The organism is Gillisia sp. Hel_I_29 (assembly GCF_000744275.1).
GTDB lineage: Bacteria > Bacteroidota > Bacteroidia > Flavobacteriales > Flavobacteriaceae > Gillisia.
The window spans coordinates 622,996-639,487 of the sequence record NZ_JQLP01000005.1 but is presented as its reverse complement, the minus strand read 5'-3'; the positions used below and the strand labels follow the sequence as shown (position 1 = coordinate 639,487).

18 protein-coding genes are annotated in these 16,492 nt (G+C 34.6%); 13 read left to right on the top strand and 5 right to left on the bottom strand.

Translation table 11 applies throughout. The annotated features are described in order from the left end of the window. Positions 1-38 precede the first annotated feature (38 nt). The 9 genes from P163_RS08005 (at position 39) to P163_RS07965 (ending at position 6,760) form a co-directional block, all read left to right on the top strand. On the top strand, positions 39-1,103 hold the full coding sequence (locus P163_RS08005) for an LD-carboxypeptidase (RefSeq protein ID WP_034889381.1): 1,065 nt from the start codon (positions 39-41) through the stop codon (positions 1,101-1,103). 69 nt (positions 1,104-1,172) lie between these two features. Continuing rightward, positions 1,173-2,699 (top strand): helicase HerA-like domain-containing protein, encoded by a 1,527-nt coding sequence (locus P163_RS08000; protein WP_034889378.1) that lies wholly within the window; start codon positions 1,173-1,175, stop codon positions 2,697-2,699. 22 nt (positions 2,700-2,721) lie between these two features. After that, complete coding sequence (locus P163_RS07995) at positions 2,722-3,270, top strand: hypothetical protein (protein ID WP_034889375.1); 549 nt, start codon at positions 2,722-2,724, stop codon at positions 3,268-3,270. Between the two features lie 130 nt (positions 3,271-3,400). Next, a complete protein-coding gene (locus P163_RS07990) occupies positions 3,401-3,610 on the top strand; it encodes a hypothetical protein (RefSeq protein WP_034889372.1) in 210 nt (69 codons plus the stop codon). A gap of 97 nt (positions 3,611-3,707) precedes the next feature. Further along, a complete protein-coding gene (rluF, locus tag P163_RS07985) occupies positions 3,708-4,523 on the top strand; it encodes a 23S rRNA pseudouridine(2604) synthase RluF (RefSeq protein WP_034889369.1) in 816 nt (271 codons plus the stop codon). 97 nt (positions 4,524-4,620) lie between these two features. Beyond that, positions 4,621-4,866, top strand: a complete 246-nt coding sequence (locus P163_RS07980) for a Rho termination factor N-terminal domain-containing protein (protein WP_034889366.1) — start codon at positions 4,621-4,623, stop codon at positions 4,864-4,866. A 4-nt stretch (positions 4,867-4,870) separates the two neighbouring features. Continuing rightward, positions 4,871-5,296 carry a VOC family protein gene (locus tag P163_RS07975; RefSeq protein ID WP_034889363.1) on the top strand — a complete coding sequence of 142 codons (426 nt, stop codon included), beginning with the start codon at positions 4,871-4,873 and terminating at the stop codon, positions 5,294-5,296. Between the two features lie 7 nt (positions 5,297-5,303). Then, a complete protein-coding gene (locus tag P163_RS07970) occupies positions 5,304-6,323 on the top strand; it encodes an AI-2E family transporter (protein WP_034889360.1) in 1,020 nt (339 codons plus the stop codon). A 23-nt stretch (positions 6,324-6,346) separates the two neighbouring features. Then, positions 6,347-6,760: a YkvA family protein gene (locus P163_RS07965; RefSeq protein WP_034889357.1), complete on the top strand. Its 414-nt coding sequence runs from the start codon at positions 6,347-6,349 to the stop codon at positions 6,758-6,760. A 53-nt stretch (positions 6,761-6,813) separates the two neighbouring features. Here P163_RS07965 and P163_RS07960 read toward each other — a convergent pair whose 3' ends face one another. The 3 genes from P163_RS07960 to argS all read right to left on the bottom strand — a co-directional run bounded on the left by P163_RS07960 (position 6,814) and on the right by argS (position 11,049). After that, a complete protein-coding gene (locus tag P163_RS07960; RefSeq protein ID WP_034889354.1) occupies positions 6,814-7,713 on the bottom strand; it encodes a bifunctional 5,10-methylenetetrahydrofolate dehydrogenase/5,10-methenyltetrahydrofolate cyclohydrolase in 900 nt (299 codons plus the stop codon). A gap of 63 nt (positions 7,714-7,776) precedes the next feature. Beyond that, the gene (gene ffh, locus P163_RS07955; protein WP_034894104.1) at positions 7,777-9,105 is read right to left on the bottom strand and encodes a signal recognition particle protein; all 1,329 of its coding nucleotides are present in this window, start codon (positions 9,103-9,105) and stop codon (positions 7,777-7,779) included. Between the two features lie 159 nt (positions 9,106-9,264). Continuing rightward, entirely contained in the window at positions 9,265-11,049 is a 1,785-nt protein-coding gene (gene argS / locus P163_RS07950) for an arginine--tRNA ligase (protein ID WP_034889351.1), read from the bottom strand. Positions 11,050-11,158: 109 nt separating this feature from the next. Here argS and P163_RS07945 point away from each other — a divergent pair, with 109 nt between their 5' ends. Next, a complete protein-coding gene (locus tag P163_RS07945) occupies positions 11,159-11,587 on the top strand; it encodes a hypothetical protein (RefSeq protein WP_034894103.1) in 429 nt (142 codons plus the stop codon). A 105-nt stretch (positions 11,588-11,692) separates the two neighbouring features. Beyond that, positions 11,693-12,319 carry a MarC family NAAT transporter gene (locus P163_RS07940; protein WP_034889350.1) on the top strand — a complete coding sequence of 209 codons (627 nt, stop codon included), beginning with the start codon at positions 11,693-11,695 and terminating at the stop codon, positions 12,317-12,319. Positions 12,320-12,330: 11 nt separating this feature from the next. Here P163_RS07940 and P163_RS07935 read toward each other — a convergent pair whose 3' ends face one another. Beyond that, entirely contained in the window at positions 12,331-12,534 is a 204-nt protein-coding gene (locus tag P163_RS07935; protein WP_034889346.1) for an LPXTG cell wall anchor domain-containing protein, read from the bottom strand. A 71-nt stretch (positions 12,535-12,605) separates the two neighbouring features. Here P163_RS07935 and P163_RS07930 point away from each other — a divergent pair, with 71 nt between their 5' ends. Then, complete coding sequence (locus P163_RS07930; protein ID WP_034889344.1) at positions 12,606-14,036, top strand: SDR family oxidoreductase; 1,431 nt, start codon at positions 12,606-12,608, stop codon at positions 14,034-14,036. Positions 14,037-14,046: 10 nt separating this feature from the next. Continuing rightward, positions 14,047-15,558, top strand: a complete 1,512-nt coding sequence (locus tag P163_RS07925; RefSeq protein WP_081891314.1) for a BCCT family transporter — start codon at positions 14,047-14,049, stop codon at positions 15,556-15,558. A 1-nt stretch (position 15,559) separates the two neighbouring features. Here the strand turns inward: P163_RS07925 and ctlX are convergent, their stop codons facing one another. Further along, positions 15,560-16,492 (bottom strand): citrulline utilization hydrolase CtlX, encoded by a 933-nt coding sequence (ctlX, locus tag P163_RS07920; RefSeq protein WP_034894099.1) that lies wholly within the window; start codon positions 16,490-16,492, stop codon positions 15,560-15,562.

The following is a 16,492-nucleotide window of genomic DNA, read 5'->3' as shown; positions in this document are numbered from 1 at the left end:
GCTCAACATTCAATTAAATTCAGGAAAAACATATAAAAATGGAAAGAAGAAATTTTTTAAGAAATATTGGTATTGGCGGATTAGGAGTTTCATTAGCCTCTTTTACATCTCCCTTCTTAGCTAAAGATGATATCAATTCTAAAGATCCAAAATTTCTACTTTCAAAGCATTTATCTGAAGGTGACACTATAGGAATTGTGAGTCCTTCTTCTGCAATTTTCGATTCTGAACCATACGAGATCGCTGTCGAAAATTTTGAAGCAATGGGTCTAAAAGTGAAGCTTGGAAAATATGTAAAAAGCAGGTATGGCCATCTTGCCGGAACCGATGAGGAGCGCGCTTCAGAATTAAACGACATGTTTGCCAATCCAGAAATAAAAGGAATTGTAGCTTTAAGAGGAGGCTCTGGAGCCGCGAGAATTCTAGACAAATTGAACTATGATGTTATTGCTAAGAACCCGAAAGTATTTATAGGCTATAGCGACATTACTGCATTGCATCTTGCGATATATACCAAAACCGGTCTTGTTACTTTCCACGGGCCGTTAGCAGTTTCTACGTGGAATAATTTTAGTTACTCGATATTTAAAAATATCATTTTTAAAGGGGAAGCAGTTACTTATGAAAACCCAAAAGATATTGGTGATAATCTTACTCAGGTAAAAAATAGAACACGTACAATCGCTCCTGGAACTGCAGAAGGAATACTAGTGGGCGGAAATCTTTCTGTTTTAACCGGCATTATGGGCTCTCCATACTTCCCTCAAGATTGGAATGGAAAAATAATATACTTGGAAGATGTAGGTGAAGAGATATATGCTGTAGATAGAATGATGTCTCAACTTCAGCTAGGTGGAGTACTAGACAAGATCTCCGGATTTGTTTTTGGTAAATGTACAGGCTGTGATGCTGGTGGCAGCGGATATGGCTCTTTAACTTTTGAAGAAGTGATAGATCATTATATAAAACCATTAAATATTCCAGCATATTCTGGCGCTATGTTTGGGCATATTGATGACAACTCTACGTTACCTAACGGACTGAAGGTTAGCATGAACGCAGATACAGGAACTTTACGAATGTTAAGTCCGGCTGTAAAATAGGAGGTCAATAAGTATAGAGATTTGAGATTGATATAAAGTCCTTTCCCTTTTTTATGATAACTTAGTATTATGGAAAGATCTGAAGAATTCATACAAAGTATCCAAAACGGCTATAACACCAAAGGAGACTCAATAGTTATAGGCGCAGCAATGTTGGATGGAGAAACCTTTTCTGACGCTCAAGTAAAAATCCCCCTTAAAACACTAAACCGCCACGGACTCATAGCGGGAGCTACGGGAACAGGAAAAACAAAGACCTTGCAAATACTTGCCGAAAATCTATCTGAAAAAGGGATTCCGGTTTTAATGATGGACTTAAAGGGAGACCTTAGCGGCATTGCCAAACCATCTCCTGGTCATGAAAAAATTACAGCCAGACACAATCTTATTGGTATAAACTTTACACCTCAAGCCTCACCGGTAGAAATTCTTAGCCTTTCAGAACAAAAAGGTGTGAAATTAAAGGCTACGGTAAGCGAATTTGGACCTGTACTTCTATCAAGAATTTTAGATCTTACAGAAACACAAACAGGTATTTTATCTATAGTCTTTAAATATTGTGATGATAATATGCTTCCTCTTTTAGATCTTAAAGATCTAAAAAAGATCATTTTTTATGCTACGGAAGATGGGAAGGAAGAATTTCAAGAAAATTATGGAAGTATGTCTAAATCTTCCACTGGAGCTATTCTTCGTAAGATTGTAGCTTTAGAACAACAAGGGGGTGACAGATTTTTTGGAGAACCTTCTTTTGAAGTTAATGATCTAGTAAGAATAACTCCCGAAGGGAAAGGCTATGTTAATATTATAAGGCTGAATGACATTCAAGATAAGCCTAAGTTATTTTCCACATTCATGTTAAGCTTACTAGCAGAGATCTATTCTACCTTTCCAGAAAAGGGAGATAGTGAAGCGCCAGAACTCATATTATTTATCGATGAAGCTCATCTTATATTTAAAGAAGCTTCAGATGCACTACTAGATCAAATTGAAAGTATTATTAAGTTGATAAGATCTAAAGGAATTGGCATCTATTTTGTTACGCAGAATCCAACCGATGTTCCAAAAGAAATACTAAGTCAGTTAGGCCTTAAAATTCAGCATTCACTAAGAGCATTTACTGCAAATGATAGAAAAGCGATCAAATTAACTGCTGAGAATTATCCTATATCTAAATTTTATGATACCAAATCTGTACTTACATCGTTAGGAATTGGAGAGGCGCTTATCTCGGCATTAGATGAAAAAGGACGTCCAACGCCATTGGCTGCAACAATGCTTAGAGCACCAATGAGCAGAATGGACATATTATCTAATTCAGAGATTGATGAGCTTATAAAAAGATCTAGCTTAATTTCTAAGTATAATATAGATATAGACAGGGAAAGTGCTTATGAGATCCTGAACAAAAAAATAGAACAGGCACAAAAAGAAGAACTAAAAGATAAAGCCAAGAAAGAGCGACAAGTAGTAGAAAGAACTACCTCAAGATCTAGCAGAAGAAGGAGCGATCCTCAAAGTGCTATTATCAAGGTTCTCACCAGCGCTACCTTTATAAGAGGAGTAATGAGCATTCTAAATAAAGCATTTAAATAAATTGAAGAACTTAAATAACACCATGAAAAAAATATCAATTTTAATACTAATAGCCTTTACCATTATTTCTTGTAATAAAGATTCTGATCCCTACCTTATCGATGCCAGCAGAGTTGGCACTCTAACAAAAGAGATAAGAATTAACCAATTAGACTCTATCTTTAAGAATGATTCTATCGTAAGAAATAATGCAGATGACGGATATTCTAGCAATGCTAATGATATAGAGATTTACGATAAAGATGGCTCTCCAATTTTGATCTTAGAACCTGTGCAGCAATTTGATTCTACCAGTACTGTTGGATATATTCAGATCTTAGATGCGCGCTATGAAACTTCCAAAGGCCTAAATATTAATAGCACCTTTGGAGATGTTGTAAAGAACTACGGAATTTCCAGAATAGAGAATACACTAAATTCTGCAGTGGTCTTTATTGATGAACTTAATCTTTACCTCACCATAGATAAAAAAGAGCTTCCAACTAGCCTAAGATACGATACGGATACTAGAATCACAGCTTCGCAAATTCCTGATAATGCTAAGATCAAGTATTTTATGATAAGCTGGTAATCTATTAAAAACACTTTAAATGCTGAGATTATCATATAAGCTTTAATGATTGTAATGTTTATAAAATGTTAATTAGAAATTCTTATTAATTTCTTTATTTACCTTTATCCTCTAACCAATAATTTACATTATGATTAAGATTTTAGCAGTTATCATGTTAATAGGTGGAGCAATTGCACTTATCATGGGTGTTTTAGGTGTTTTTGGAAGTGTAGCTTTAATGATGAATCCTTGGGCCTTGGCCATTCTTGGATTTATCTTCTTTATTGCCGGTATTTCCATGCTTAAGTACAGAAAAGATACAGATGAAGTGGCTGTTGAGAATAGAAAAGCTCAATAATTACAATATTTTATCAGGGTAGCAATTATTAAAAAGTCATCTGCTTATTTACTAGCATTTGAATCTTTATCTTTGCTACCCTAATTTATTATATCCTATGCAACTCACCAGAATCAATAAATATTTAAGCGAAGCGGGTTACTGTTCCAGAAGAGAGGCAGATAAATTAATTGAGCAAGGAAGAGTAACATTGAATGGGGAAGTTCCAGAAATGGGTACGAAGATCGCTCAAGGGGATATTGTTAGAGTTGATGGGAAGACCATAGAGAACAAAAACGAAAAACCAGTTTATCTGGCTTTTAATAAACCAGTAGGTATTGTTTGCACTACAGATACTGGTGTTGAAAAGGATAATATTATAGAATACATAAATTATCCAAAACGCATTTTTCCAATAGGCAGATTGGATAAAGCGAGTGAAGGTTTAATCTTTCTAACCGATGATGGAGATATAGTAAACAAGATCCTCCGTGCTCGCAATAATCATGAGAAGGAATATATTGTTACCGTAGATCGTCCCGTTACCTCCAATTTTGTAGAAAGAATGGGAATGGGAATTCCAATATTAGACACCATGACCAAAAAATGTGAAGTGGAACGTCTTGGGAAATTTGATTTTAGAATAGTACTTACACAGGGTTTAAATCGGCAGATTCGAAGAATGTGCGAATATCTTGGATACGAGGTTGTCAACCTTAAGAGAGTGAGAATCATGAATGTTTCTTTAGACATTCCTACTGGAGAATGGAGAGATATAACGCCAGAAGAAATTGACACTATTAATAAGATGGTTTCTTCATCTGCAAAAACTCATGAAGCAGATACCAACAAAAAGTTAGATAAGAAGTCGCAAGAACCTAAAGAAAGAAAAGAGCGCACATCTTTTGACAAAAGAATTTCAAGAAGAAAATAACCCCTTTCATACTTTAATTCACCCTACAAATATTAACAGATTATTAGCTGTAGGGATAACTCCTCTTTAAAGATATCTTTATATTTTTAAAATAAAAATGGCATCTGGTGATAATAGCGTAAAAAATGAAGATCAATACGAAGCTTTAAGAGATAAAGGCTATAGTAAAGAGAAATCTGCCAGAATTGCAAATACTTCAAACGCCGGAGTTAAAGGTGGTAAATCTAAAAATTACGAAGATCGAACCAAAAAGGAGCTTTATAAAAAAGCTAAGGAAGTAGAGATAGCAGGTAGATCTAAAATGACCAAATCTGAACTTATTCACGCATTAAGAAACAATTAAAATTATGAGCACTATTCAACCTTTCCATTTAGCAATCCCTGTAAATAATCTTGAAGAAAACAGAGTTTTTTATAGAGATACTCTAGGCTGTGAAGAAGGAAGAAGTAGTGAGCATTGGGTAGATTTCGACTTTTTTGGACATCAATTGGTATTGCATGAGCAAGAAATTCAACCAAAACTAACTTCTAAGGGAAATCCTGTAGATGGAAAAGATGTACCTATTCCTCATTTTGGTGTAGTTTTGCAATGGAAAGATTTCGAAACCTTTGCACAAAGGCTCAAGGAGAAAAATATAACTTTTATAATAGAACCATATGTAAGGTTTAAAGGTAAAACAGGAGAGCAATCTACCATGTTCTTTAAAGATCCATCTGGAAATGCATTAGAGTTCAAAGCATTTAAAGATATGAATCAACTTTTTGCCAAATAATACGTAAATGAATTTACTTAAACCCAATCTTGTACGACAGCTTTTTGTACTTCTACTCATTGTATTTTTGGGCGTTTTGATTTTTAAAGAAATAGCTCCTTACCTTTCCGGAGTTCTAGGTGCAATTACGCTATACGTGTTAATGCGCAAGTGGATGGAGAAGCTTGTGAATAGAGGTTGGAAGAAATCATTGGCGGCATCTGTTCTTATGTTAGGCTCCTTTGTTGGAATATTAATACCAATTGTTCTAATTGTGGTGATGCTCTCTTCTAAAATAGGGCAGGCAGTTTCTAATTCAGAAAAAGTTGTTGAGGCTGTAAAAGGACAAGCAGATAAATTAGAGCATTACTTAGGATATAGTTTTAGTGATAATATAGATAGCTCTTCCATTACATCCTGGATCTCTTCAAATTTACAAAGTTTGGCGGGAGGTACTTTTAATGCAACTATTGCTATAGGAATTATGTACTTTTTACTCTACTACATGCTTATCAATAGAAAAGAAATGCAGGCTCATGTAGAAGAGTATATCCCCTTAGATAAAGAAAATGTATTGCTAATTGGAGAAGAAAGCGATATTTCTGTAAGATCAAATGCTATTGGAATTCCTTTAGTTGCTATTATTCAAGGCTTTATAGCATTAATTGGATATTTAATATTTGGTGCTCCAGACCCATTATTTTGGTTTGTGATTACCATTATTGGATCTATGATCCCGTTTATAGGAACTGCTTTAGGAATTATACCCGTAACAGTTTTAATGTTTTCACAAGGGCAGGACTGGCAAGCAATTGCAATACTTATTTATGGATTTACCATAGTAGGTGCTACAGATAACCTTGTAAGACTTTATATTTTAGAGAAACTTTCTAGCGTACATCCATTAATAACGCTATTTGGAGTAGTTGTAGGAGTTCCTCTCTTTGGATTTATAGGATTGATATTTGGACCTTTGCTAATCTCTTTATTTTTACTTATACTGAAGATCTACAAGAAAGAATATGGAAATGAATATGATAATTTATAAAATAACAACTAAAAAAAACCAATATGTTTAACAGCAATAAAAAATTAATAAACGAAGATTACGTGAGTGGAGAGATCACCAAAATGAATGAAGGTGATGTAGATGTTGTAATGAACAATCAAAAAGAGATCTCAGAGAAATTATTGAATTCTAACACTCTTAAAAAATATACTGAACTTGGAAAGATCATGATCGGGATGTTACAAGATTATAGAAAAGGGGTTTACAGCAATGTACCCTGGTTTACAATAGCCGCTATTGCTTTTTCACTTTTATATGTATTGAATCCTTTTGATATTATTCCAGATTTTATTCCAGGATTGGGATATATAGATGATCTAGCGGTACTTTCATTTGGATTACGATTTATAGAATCTGACCTTCACAATTACTTAGACTGGAAGTTGGAAGAAGGGGCTTCTGAAGTTGAAGCATAAGAAACTAGATATAAAAAAAAAGAGGGAATTAATAATTAATTCCCTCTTTTTTTTTATGATTTTTTAGCTTCTAGCGCTCTTACATTATGCCGTTCTCTGGCAAGTAACGTATTCTTTAATAACATAGAAACCGTCATTGGCCCCACTCCTCCGGGTACCGGAGTTATAAAAGAAGCTCTTTTACTTACATTCTCAAAATCTACGTCTCCCTTTATCACATAGCCTTTTTCAGAATCATCTGGCACACGAGTAATCCCCACATCTATAATTACCGCATCATCTTTAATCATTTCTGCCTTTAGAAAATCTGGTATTCCAACTGCTATGATTATGATATCTGCCTGTGAAGTTACCTGCGTAATATTTTTAGTGAATTCATGAGTTAATGTAACTGTAGAGTTGCCGGGAAATCCACTACGCCCCATAAGAATGCTCATAGGCCTTCCTACTATATAACTTCTTCCAATTACAACCGTGTGCTTTCCTTTTGTTGGAATATCATAACGCTCTAGTAATTCTAATATTCCAAATGGAGTAGCAGGTATAAAAGTAGTCATATCTAAAGCCATTTTTCCAAAATTTGTAGGATGAAAACCATCTACATCTTTATCTGGATCTACAGCGTTTAAAACTTTTTGGGTATTTATTTGTGAAGGCAAAGGCAACTGCACAATAAAGCCATCAATATCGTCATTTTGATTAAGCTCCTCAATTTTTGCAAGCAGCTCCAGTTCACTTACTGTATGTGGCAACCTGTAAAGAGAAGACTCAAATCCAACTCTTTCACATGCCTTAACTTTACTATTAACGTACGTAAGACTAGCTCCATCTTTTCCTACTATTATAGCCGCTAGATGAGGAACCTTCTCACCACGATTTTTAAATTTAGTAACCTCAGCAGCAATTTCATCTTTAATATCATTGCTAACTTTCTTACCGTCGAGAATTGTCATTTGGTTGTTGTGTTGTTTGTGTTGTTGAAATTCTATCTAGCTATTCAGAAATGAAAAAAAGGATTATTTCATCCCTTTCATCATCTGCATCATTTTTTTACCGCCACCACCTTGCATCATCTTCATCATCTTCCCCATCTGGTTGAATTGCTTTAATAATTGATTTACCTGCTGAACTGAAGTTCCGGATCCTTTAGCAATTCTTCTTTTACGGTTGGCATTTATAACTGTTGGTGTAGTTCTTTCTTCTAAAGTCATAGAGTAGATAATAGCCTCTACATGTTTAAAGGCATCATCATCTATATCTACATCTTTAAGCATCTTTCCTGCACCTGGGATCATTCCCATAAGATCTTTCATAGATCCCATTTTCTTGATTTGCTGTAATTGGTTTAAGAAATCATCGAAACCAAATTGATTCTTAGCGATCTTCTTTTGAAGTTTTCTAGCCTCTTCTTCATCATACTGTTCTTGAGCACGCTCTACAAGAGATATAACATCTCCCATCCCAAGAATTCTCTCTGCCATACGAGAAGGATAGAATACATCTATTGCATCCATTTTCTCCCCTGTACCAATAAATTTAATTGGTTTATTTACTACAGATTTAATAGAGATAGCTGCACCACCTCTGGTATCACCATCTAATTTGGTAAGTATAACTCCGTCAAAATTTAATTTCTCATTAAAGGCTTTTGCAGTATTTACCGCATCCTGCCCTGTCATAGAATCTACCACAAAAAGTGTTTCTTGTGGCTGTATAGCTGCATGAATATTAGCTATCTCGATCATCATAGCCTCATCTACTGCTAAACGACCTGCAGTATCTATAATTACAACATTATTTCCATTTTTCTTTGCATGTGCAATTGCATCTTGTGCAATCTTAACCGGATCTTGATTTCCTTCATCACTATAGACCTCAACCCCAATCTGGTCTCCAACTACATGTAATTGATTTACCGCTGCAGGTCTATAGACATCACAGGCAACCAATAATGGATTCTTTGTCTTTTTTGTTTTAAGATAATTTGCAAGCTTCCCGGAAAAGGTAGTTTTACCACTACCCTGCAATCCAGACATTAAGATAATAGATGGATTCCCTGATAAATTAATACCTTCAGCGTCGCCACCCATCAATTCAGTAAGCTCGTCTTTAACCAACTTCACCATTAACTGGCCCGGCTTTAAAGCTGTAAGCACGTCCTGTCCTAAAGCTTTTTCCTTTACAACACTGGTAAAATCTTTGGCTATTTTATAATTAACATCGGCATCTACCAACGCTCTTCTTACCTCTTTCAAAGTTTCTGCAACGTTTACCTCCGTAATTTGCCCGTGCCCCTTTAATATGTGTAAGGCATTATCTAACTTATCGCTTAAATTATCAAACATAATTCTTTCTTCTGATTTAAGTTTTCCGCCTTTTACCGCGAATCGCAAATTTAATGATTTGAGACTGAAGTGAAAACATTTATTTAGAAACAATGTTCTAACAAACTAACCTCAGCCTAAACTTGCTAATTATTTATTATCTTTTATACTATTAAAAATCTACATTCTCTCTGGAACCTGTATTCCTAATAATTGGAATGCAGATTTTATTACATCTCCAACCACCTTAGAAAGCTGTACTCTAAACATTTTTTCTGAAATATCTTCTGTTCCTAGAATGGTTACATTCTGGTAGAAAGAATTGAATTCTTTTACAAGATCGTAAGTATAGTTTGCAATTAATGCCGGACTATGATTCTCTGCAGCAAGTTGAATTGTTTCAGGATAAGATTGCAATTGTTTTATTAGAGCACGCTCTTTATCATGCAACTCATAATCTGAAGCAATTTCTATCTTCTTGTTAAGATCAAATTCTGCCTTTCTAAGGATAGATTGTATTCTTGCATAGGTATATTGAATAAATGGACCTGTGTTACCTTGAAAATCTACAGACTCTTCCGGATTGAATAAAATTCGCTTCTTAGGATCTACTTTCAGAATATAATATTTAAGCGCTCCAAGTCCTATCATTTTATATAGATCTGCTTTCTCCTCTGGTGAGTAATCATCTAGCTTGCCTAATTCTTCTGAAATTTCTCTGGCTGTAGTAGTCATTTGTTCCATCAACTCATCTGCATCTACCACAGTACCTTCCCTACTCTTCATTTTACCTGAAGGAAGATCTACCATTCCATAACTTAAATGGTATAAGTAGTTCGCCCATTCAAAACCAAGTTTTTTCAAGATCAAGAACAACACTTTAAAATGATAATCCTGTTCATTACCCACGGTATAAACCATTCCATCGATATCAAAATCTTTAACTCGCTGTATAGCGGTACCAATATCTTGGGTCATATACACCGCAGTTCCATCACTTCTCAGAACTATTTTTTCATCCAAACCATCTTCTGTAAGATCTATCCAAACACTGCCATCTTCTTTCTTATAGAAAACACCTTTTTCAAGACCTTGAGCTACTACATCTTTTCCTAATAAATAGGTTTCACTTTCGTAGTAATTCTTATCAAAATCTACACCCATGGCATCATAGGTCTTTTCAAAACCATTATAAACCCACGTATTCATTTTTTCCCATAGTGCTACGGTCTCTGTATCACCATCTTCCCACTTCAGCAACATATTTTTAGCTTCCACAAAGATTGGTGCTTCAGCTTTTGCTTCCTCCTCCGTTTTGCCTTGAGCAACTAGTTCTGAAATTTCCTTTTTATACTCTTGGTCGAACTTTACATAGTAGTTCCCTACCAATTTATCGCCTTTTAATCCTGTAGACTCCGGAGTTTCTTCATTTCCGAATTTTTTCCAAGCCAACATAGATTTACAAATATGTATACCACGATCGTTGATGATCTGAGTCTTATATACATTATTACCGCTAGCCTTTAAGATCTCTGCAACAGAGTATCCTAGCAAATTATTTCTAACGTGGCCTAAGTGCAATGGCTTATTTGTATTAGGAGAAGAATATTCAACCATAATAGTTTTAGAACTATCGGTTATTTTCACTTTACCAAAATCTTCTTCAGAAGAAACTTTTTCAAAGAAATCTAGATAAAATGAATCACTTAAAACAAGATTCAAGAATCCTTTCACCACATTAAAACCTGAAATTACAGCTACAGATTTTACTAAACTTTCACCTATAAACTGCCCTAGTTGAACTGGGTTCGTTTTAATCTGCCTAAGCATAGGAAAAGTTACAATGGTTATATCTCCTTCAAAATCTTTACGGGTAGGCTGAAACTCAATATTTTCAAGGCTTACCCCATATTCTTGCAATAATGCACTTTTTACCTCTTGTTCTATGCTTTCCTGAATACTCATTCTTTAGATCTTTTCTCTTTTAATGCGTGATAAGCCGCAAAGATAATAGATTTTAATGGCACGCTATAACGCTTTAAGCTCAATTTCATATCTTTATAAAAAAGCGATTATGTTATTGAATATAAGCTATAACAGACCAGAAATTAAGGAAAAGATTAATGCGGAAGTTGGACCACCATTTACGTTGGTAGAGCGTTTTAAACTTAACGGAACCGGATCTCCCAAATTAAACATTACAAGCACCAGTATAGATATCCATAACCTATTAATCTTAGATAATAATACCAACATCTGCAATGTAGAAATGAGACCAAAGGGAATTATTGTAATGTTTAGAGCGCTGCTAGATACTTATGCGCTTATTATACCATATTATAAACTAAATCTTTATAAAGGTAAAGCAGAGGAATATTCCATTTATAAAGACCAATATTTTATAAAGGTGAAAGCAAACACCCCACAGATTCATAAATATATGATGAAGATCTTAAATTATCGAAATGATAATTCTCCTACCCATTTAGAAGATCTAAGATAACTTTTACTTTACAAAGCTCCACTTTAAAAGCTTTTAGATAATACAAGCTTAAATTTCTAGTGATTTTGAATTGAGATTAACTACGCAACTTTGCCTCAAAAACACATGGAATTATTTATATATGTATTTGCAGCATTATTCTCTGTTATTAACCCTTTAGGAACAGTACCTATTTTTGTTGGATTAACTCAAGACGATTCTTCTAAGGAACGATCTAAAACTTCATTTCTTACCGCGATAAATATTTTTGTGATCTTAGTGATTTCATTTTTCACTGGAAGATATTTACTTCAATTTTTTGGAATTAGCATAGAATCTTTAAGAATTGCCGGCGGACTTATTATTGTAACCTCAGGATTTGCCTTATTAACGGGATCTTTTTCCAAACATAAAGGTATGGACAAGCGTGTAAAAGATGACGCATACCAGCGGGAAGGTGTTTCCTTAACTCCCTTGGCAATTCCCATGTTAGCAGGGCCAGGCTCTATTTCTATGCTTATTGGAATGTATGAGGAATATCAGGTTTTTTCGGAACGGATAATTACCGTGTTAGCCATACTTGCAGTTTGCCTCGCAACTTTTCTTGTTCTAAAAAGCTCGCATTACATCGTAAAAATGCTTGGTGCCTCCGGAATTAATGCTATCTCCAGGATTATAGGATTTATTGTAATTGCAATTGGGGTGGAATATATTAGTTCTTCTGTGATAACTGTTATCAATAAAGTGTTTTAGTTAAGAAGTGTTTACCGTTTTCTAAAAGCCAATCCACCAATTAAGGATAGAATTCCTAAACCAATCATTGCATAAGATTGCGTATTATCTCCCTGAGCCTCTACTTTTAGAGGTCCTGCCTGCAAAGAAACTTCAGGAGTAAATAATGTGTAGAGTCCATATCCTACCAAGCCAAAACCTAAAATAAGTAAAACGATTTTTAGGGTGTTATTCATTTTATAAATATTTATTAATAGGAGTGAAAGTAATCATTTAATTCCTAAATTATAAAATATAAAACATACAAATGAGGATATTACTTACGGGTGCCAATGGATACATAGGACTCAGACTTTTACCGCAATTACTGGAGCTGGGTCATGAAGTTATCTGCGCCGTAAGAGACAAGAATCGTCTCGCCGTAAACAAAGAATTAAGAAAGAAGATCGAGGTTGTGGAGATCGATTTTCTGGAAAAACCAGTAATTCCAGAATCTATAAAAAATATAGATATTGCTTATTATCTCATCCACTCCATGACAGGATCTACAAAAGATTTTGATAGTCAGGAATCTCAGGCAGCAAAGAATTTCAATACTATAATGGAAGGCACTAGTGTAAAACAGGTGATCTACCTCAGCGGTATTGTAAATGAAGAAAAGCTTTCCAAACATTTAAAATCAAGAAAAAAGGTAGAAGACATTCTTTATAAAGGCAATTATAACACCACCGTTCTTAGGGCTGCAATAATTGTAGGATCTGGAAGCTCTTCCTTTGAGATCATTAGAGATCTATGCGAAAAACTACCGGTTATGGTTACTCCTACTTGGGTAAAGACCAAATGCCAACCTATAGCAATTAGAGATGTTCTTCAGTTTTTAACAGGAGTTATAGGCAATGATCAATGCTATAATAAATCTTTTGATATTGGAGGCCCAGACATTCTATCTTATAAAAAGATGATGCAACAATATGCTGAAGTAAGAGAGCTTAATTTATGGATTATAGATGTTCCTTTTCTATCGCCAAAGATCTCATCGTATTGGTTATATTTTGTTACCTCTACCTCATACAAACTTGCACTTAATTTAGTAGACAGTATGAGAATAGAAGTGATCTCTAATGACAAGAGATTACAGGAGATCTTAGATCTGCATCCTATTTCATATAAAGAAGCTATAAAACTTGCCTTCTTCAAAATTGAACAGAATCAAGTTGTATCTAGCTGGAAAGATTCTATGAGCAGTGGGAGATTTAGAAAAGATCTCAATCAATATATTCAGGTACCAACTTTTGGTTGTGTAAAAGATGAACAATCTATAAAAGTGGAAAATCCAGAAGAAGTTCTAGAAAGAATTTGGGCAATTGGTGGTCAGCGAGGGTGGTATTATGGAAATTGGCTATGGAAAATTAGAGGCTATATGGATAAACTTTTTGGCGGAGTTGGACTTAGAAGAGGAAGAACGCATCCCACCCAAATAGCTGCTGGAGATTCTTTAGATTTCTGGCGAGTGCTCCTTGCAGATAAAGAGGAAAAGAGATTGCTTCTATTCGCAGAAATGAAAGTTCCCGGAGAAGCCTGGTTAGAATTTGAAATAGATGAAAACAACATTCTTCATCAAACTGCTACTTTCAGACCAAAAGGAATTTGGGGTAGATTGTACTGGTACACTATGCTTCCATTTCATTATTTTATCTTTGATGGTATGATCAATAGAATTGCTAAAGGCGATAATTAATTAAGATTTTTTGAAGAACGATTCATTTATAAGCAAAAATTCAATACTCCTTTTTTCTACAGGAATATTACTGTTCACAGCACTTTTTATTTTCTTCGCTACTAACACATTTTACAACTTTATTGAGGTGGGCTCTATTTGGGTAAGAGAATGGTTTGGAGGATTTTATTTATGGCTAGGATTAATTTGTGTATTATTTCTATTAGCAATTGCAATCTCTAAAATTGGAGCCCTAAGATTAGGGAATTCTCCTCCAGAATTTAATAGATGGTCTTGGATAGCAATGCTATATAGCGCAGGAATGGGAGCAGGTATTCTTTTACGAAGTGTGCAGGAACCTGTTTATATGTTACAGAATAACCCTATACAAAATGGAAGTTCTCCCCAAGTAATTGCTTTGGAATATACCTTTTACCAATGGGGTTTTACTGCATGGGCGTTCTATGCAATTTTCGCTCTGTTGGTTGGCTATGCTATTTTCATCAAAAAAGATAACATAAGACTTGGCACTAGTTTGCCATATTTTAATCGAATTAAATATCTACCAAATAGTATAGACATTCTTACAATACTTACTACCGTAATAGGACTGGTAGCTGCTATTGGCCTAGGGACTACTCAAATAGAAGGAGGCATAAGTCATTTACTTTCTAAACCATCAGGAGATCTAATAACTACTCTGATATTAGTGTTCGCAATTTGCGCAGTCGCATTCTTATCTGCTTGGCAAGGAATGCAAAAAGGAATTAAGAGAATATCCAATTGGAATATTTATCTCACCTTGATTTTACTATTCTTTGTATTTGTACAAAGCGATATGTCGTTGATCTTCTCCAATTTCCTCTCCGCTACTTATCATTATATTATAGATTTTATTCCGCTGAGTATTGCTTATGGAAGTTACGATCCCGGGAAAGAGTTTCTAACCAATTGGACCTATTATTATTGGGCGTTTTGGTTGGCTTGGGCTCCTTTTACTGGAATCTTTATTGCTCGAATTTCAAAGGGAAGAACCATAAGAGAAATGATATTAGGCGTATTGATTATTCCTTCTTTAGGAACTTTCTTTTGGTTCAGTGTTTTTGGATCTTCAGCATTTAATTTGATAGAACAATGGGGAACGTATAACAATGAATTTGGAAATGTATTTACCTCACTTTTCATATTCTTACAGAATTATCCTTTATCTGTAATAGTGAATTTGCTGGTGGTATTGTTACTGATTAGTTTTTTGGTTACATCGGTAGATTCTGCCATCTATGTATTAAGCATGTTTTCTTCCAAAAAAGACAAAGAGCCGAAAAAGAAATTCCGACTCATTTGGGCTTTAATCATTTTTATATTTTCTGAAGCTATTGTAGTTCTTGGCTCTATAAAACCAGACAGCGACGTACTTACAGCAATGCAAAAATTTCTAATAATAGGATCACTCCCTTTTGCATTCTTTACCGCAGTAGTAATTATACTACTTACCAGAACTCTTTTTAAGAAAGCGGAAGTAGTAAAAAAAACTTCCTCTTAATTTATTTTTTAGGTAAGAAAACTTCAGCTAACATGCAACGTGCACTACCACCACCACAAGTTTCTATGGTATTAAGATCTGCACTCAAAATTTCGCAATGTTTCTCTATAGCATTAACCTGACCTTTATTTAAAGCTTTATGAGCCGTAGCACTCATTACTAAATACTTTTTATCATTTGCGCCTTTAACTTGTAACATATTACCCGCAAATTCATGAATTTGTGCTTCTGAAATTCTAATGATCTCTTTCCCATCTTCTTTAAGATGTTTCAGAACATTCTTTTTTTCTTTAGCATCATCAATACTATCTGCACATATCACTGCAAAATCTTCAGCAATACACATCATCACATTGGTATGATAAATAGGCATTCTCTTTCCATCTACATCTTGATTTGCTGTAAAAATGACAGGAGTAAACTCAAAATCTTCACAAAATTCTATGAATAATTCTTCATCTGCTCTTGGAGAAAGTGCGCAATATGCTTTTCTATTTACACGGTCTAAGATCAAACTTCCTGTACCTTCTAAAAAGATGTCTTCATCTTCAGCCTCAGTATAATCTATAACATCTTCAATTTTAAAACCACGAGATTCTAATTGCTCAAAGAATTCCATTCGGCGTTCTCTTCTTCTATTCTCTGCAAACATTGGATAAATTCCAACTCTTCCGCTTTGATGAAAAGAAACCCAGTTATTTGGAAATATAGAGTCCGGAGTATCTTGTTCTTTAACATCGTCTACCACAACAACATTCACCCCAACCTTCATTAATTTTTCTACAAAGGCATCAAATTCAGATTGTGCCTGTTTGTTTATCTCTTCATTTTTTAACTTAAGATCTTCCTGAAAATAATTATTTACTGCAGTTTCTTCATTCATCCTGAAATTAACAGGGCGTACCATTAAAACGGTATTTGTAATTTGTTCCAT

What these genes read in the sequence shown, in the direction of transcription:
- P163_RS07935 (WP_034889346.1), bottom strand. Translation starts at nt 12,534, where the DNA reads ATGAATAACACCCTAAAAATCGTTTTACTTATTTTAGGTTTTGGCTTG.
- P163_RS07960 (WP_034889354.1), bottom strand. Translation starts at nt 7,713, where the DNA reads ATGACAATTCTCGACGGTAAGAAAGTTAGCAATGATATTAAAGATGAA.
- P163_RS07965 (WP_034889357.1), top strand. Translation starts at nt 6,347, where the DNA reads ATGTTTAACAGCAATAAAAAATTAATAAACGAAGATTACGTGAGTGGA.
- P163_RS07930 (WP_034889344.1), top strand. Translation starts at nt 12,606, where the DNA reads ATGAGGATATTACTTACGGGTGCCAATGGATACATAGGACTCAGACTT.
- ctlX (WP_034894099.1), bottom strand. Translation starts at nt 16,492, where the DNA reads ATGGAACAAATTACAAATACCGTTTTAATGGTACGCCCTGTTAATTTC.
- P163_RS07940 (WP_034889350.1), top strand. Translation starts at nt 11,693, where the DNA reads ATGGAATTATTTATATATGTATTTGCAGCATTATTCTCTGTTATTAAC.
- P163_RS08000 (WP_034889378.1), top strand. Translation starts at nt 1,173, where the DNA reads ATGGAAAGATCTGAAGAATTCATACAAAGTATCCAAAACGGCTATAAC.
- P163_RS07980 (WP_034889366.1), top strand. Translation starts at nt 4,621, where the DNA reads ATGGCATCTGGTGATAATAGCGTAAAAAATGAAGATCAATACGAAGCT.
- P163_RS08005 (WP_034889381.1), top strand. Translation starts at nt 39, where the DNA reads ATGGAAAGAAGAAATTTTTTAAGAAATATTGGTATTGGCGGATTAGGA.
- argS (WP_034889351.1), bottom strand. Translation starts at nt 11,049, where the DNA reads ATGAGTATTCAGGAAAGCATAGAACAAGAGGTAAAAAGTGCATTATTG.
- P163_RS07945 (WP_034894103.1), top strand. Translation starts at nt 11,159, where the DNA reads ATGTTATTGAATATAAGCTATAACAGACCAGAAATTAAGGAAAAGATT.
- P163_RS07990 (WP_034889372.1), top strand. Translation starts at nt 3,401, where the DNA reads ATGATTAAGATTTTAGCAGTTATCATGTTAATAGGTGGAGCAATTGCA.
- P163_RS07975 (WP_034889363.1), top strand. Translation starts at nt 4,871, where the DNA reads ATGAGCACTATTCAACCTTTCCATTTAGCAATCCCTGTAAATAATCTT.
- P163_RS07995 (WP_034889375.1), top strand. Translation starts at nt 2,722, where the DNA reads ATGAAAAAAATATCAATTTTAATACTAATAGCCTTTACCATTATTTCT.
- ffh (WP_034894104.1), bottom strand. Translation starts at nt 9,105, where the DNA reads ATGTTTGATAATTTAAGCGATAAGTTAGATAATGCCTTACACATATTA.
- rluF (WP_034889369.1), top strand. Translation starts at nt 3,708, where the DNA reads ATGCAACTCACCAGAATCAATAAATATTTAAGCGAAGCGGGTTACTGT.
- P163_RS07970 (WP_034889360.1), top strand. Translation starts at nt 5,304, where the DNA reads ATGAATTTACTTAAACCCAATCTTGTACGACAGCTTTTTGTACTTCTA.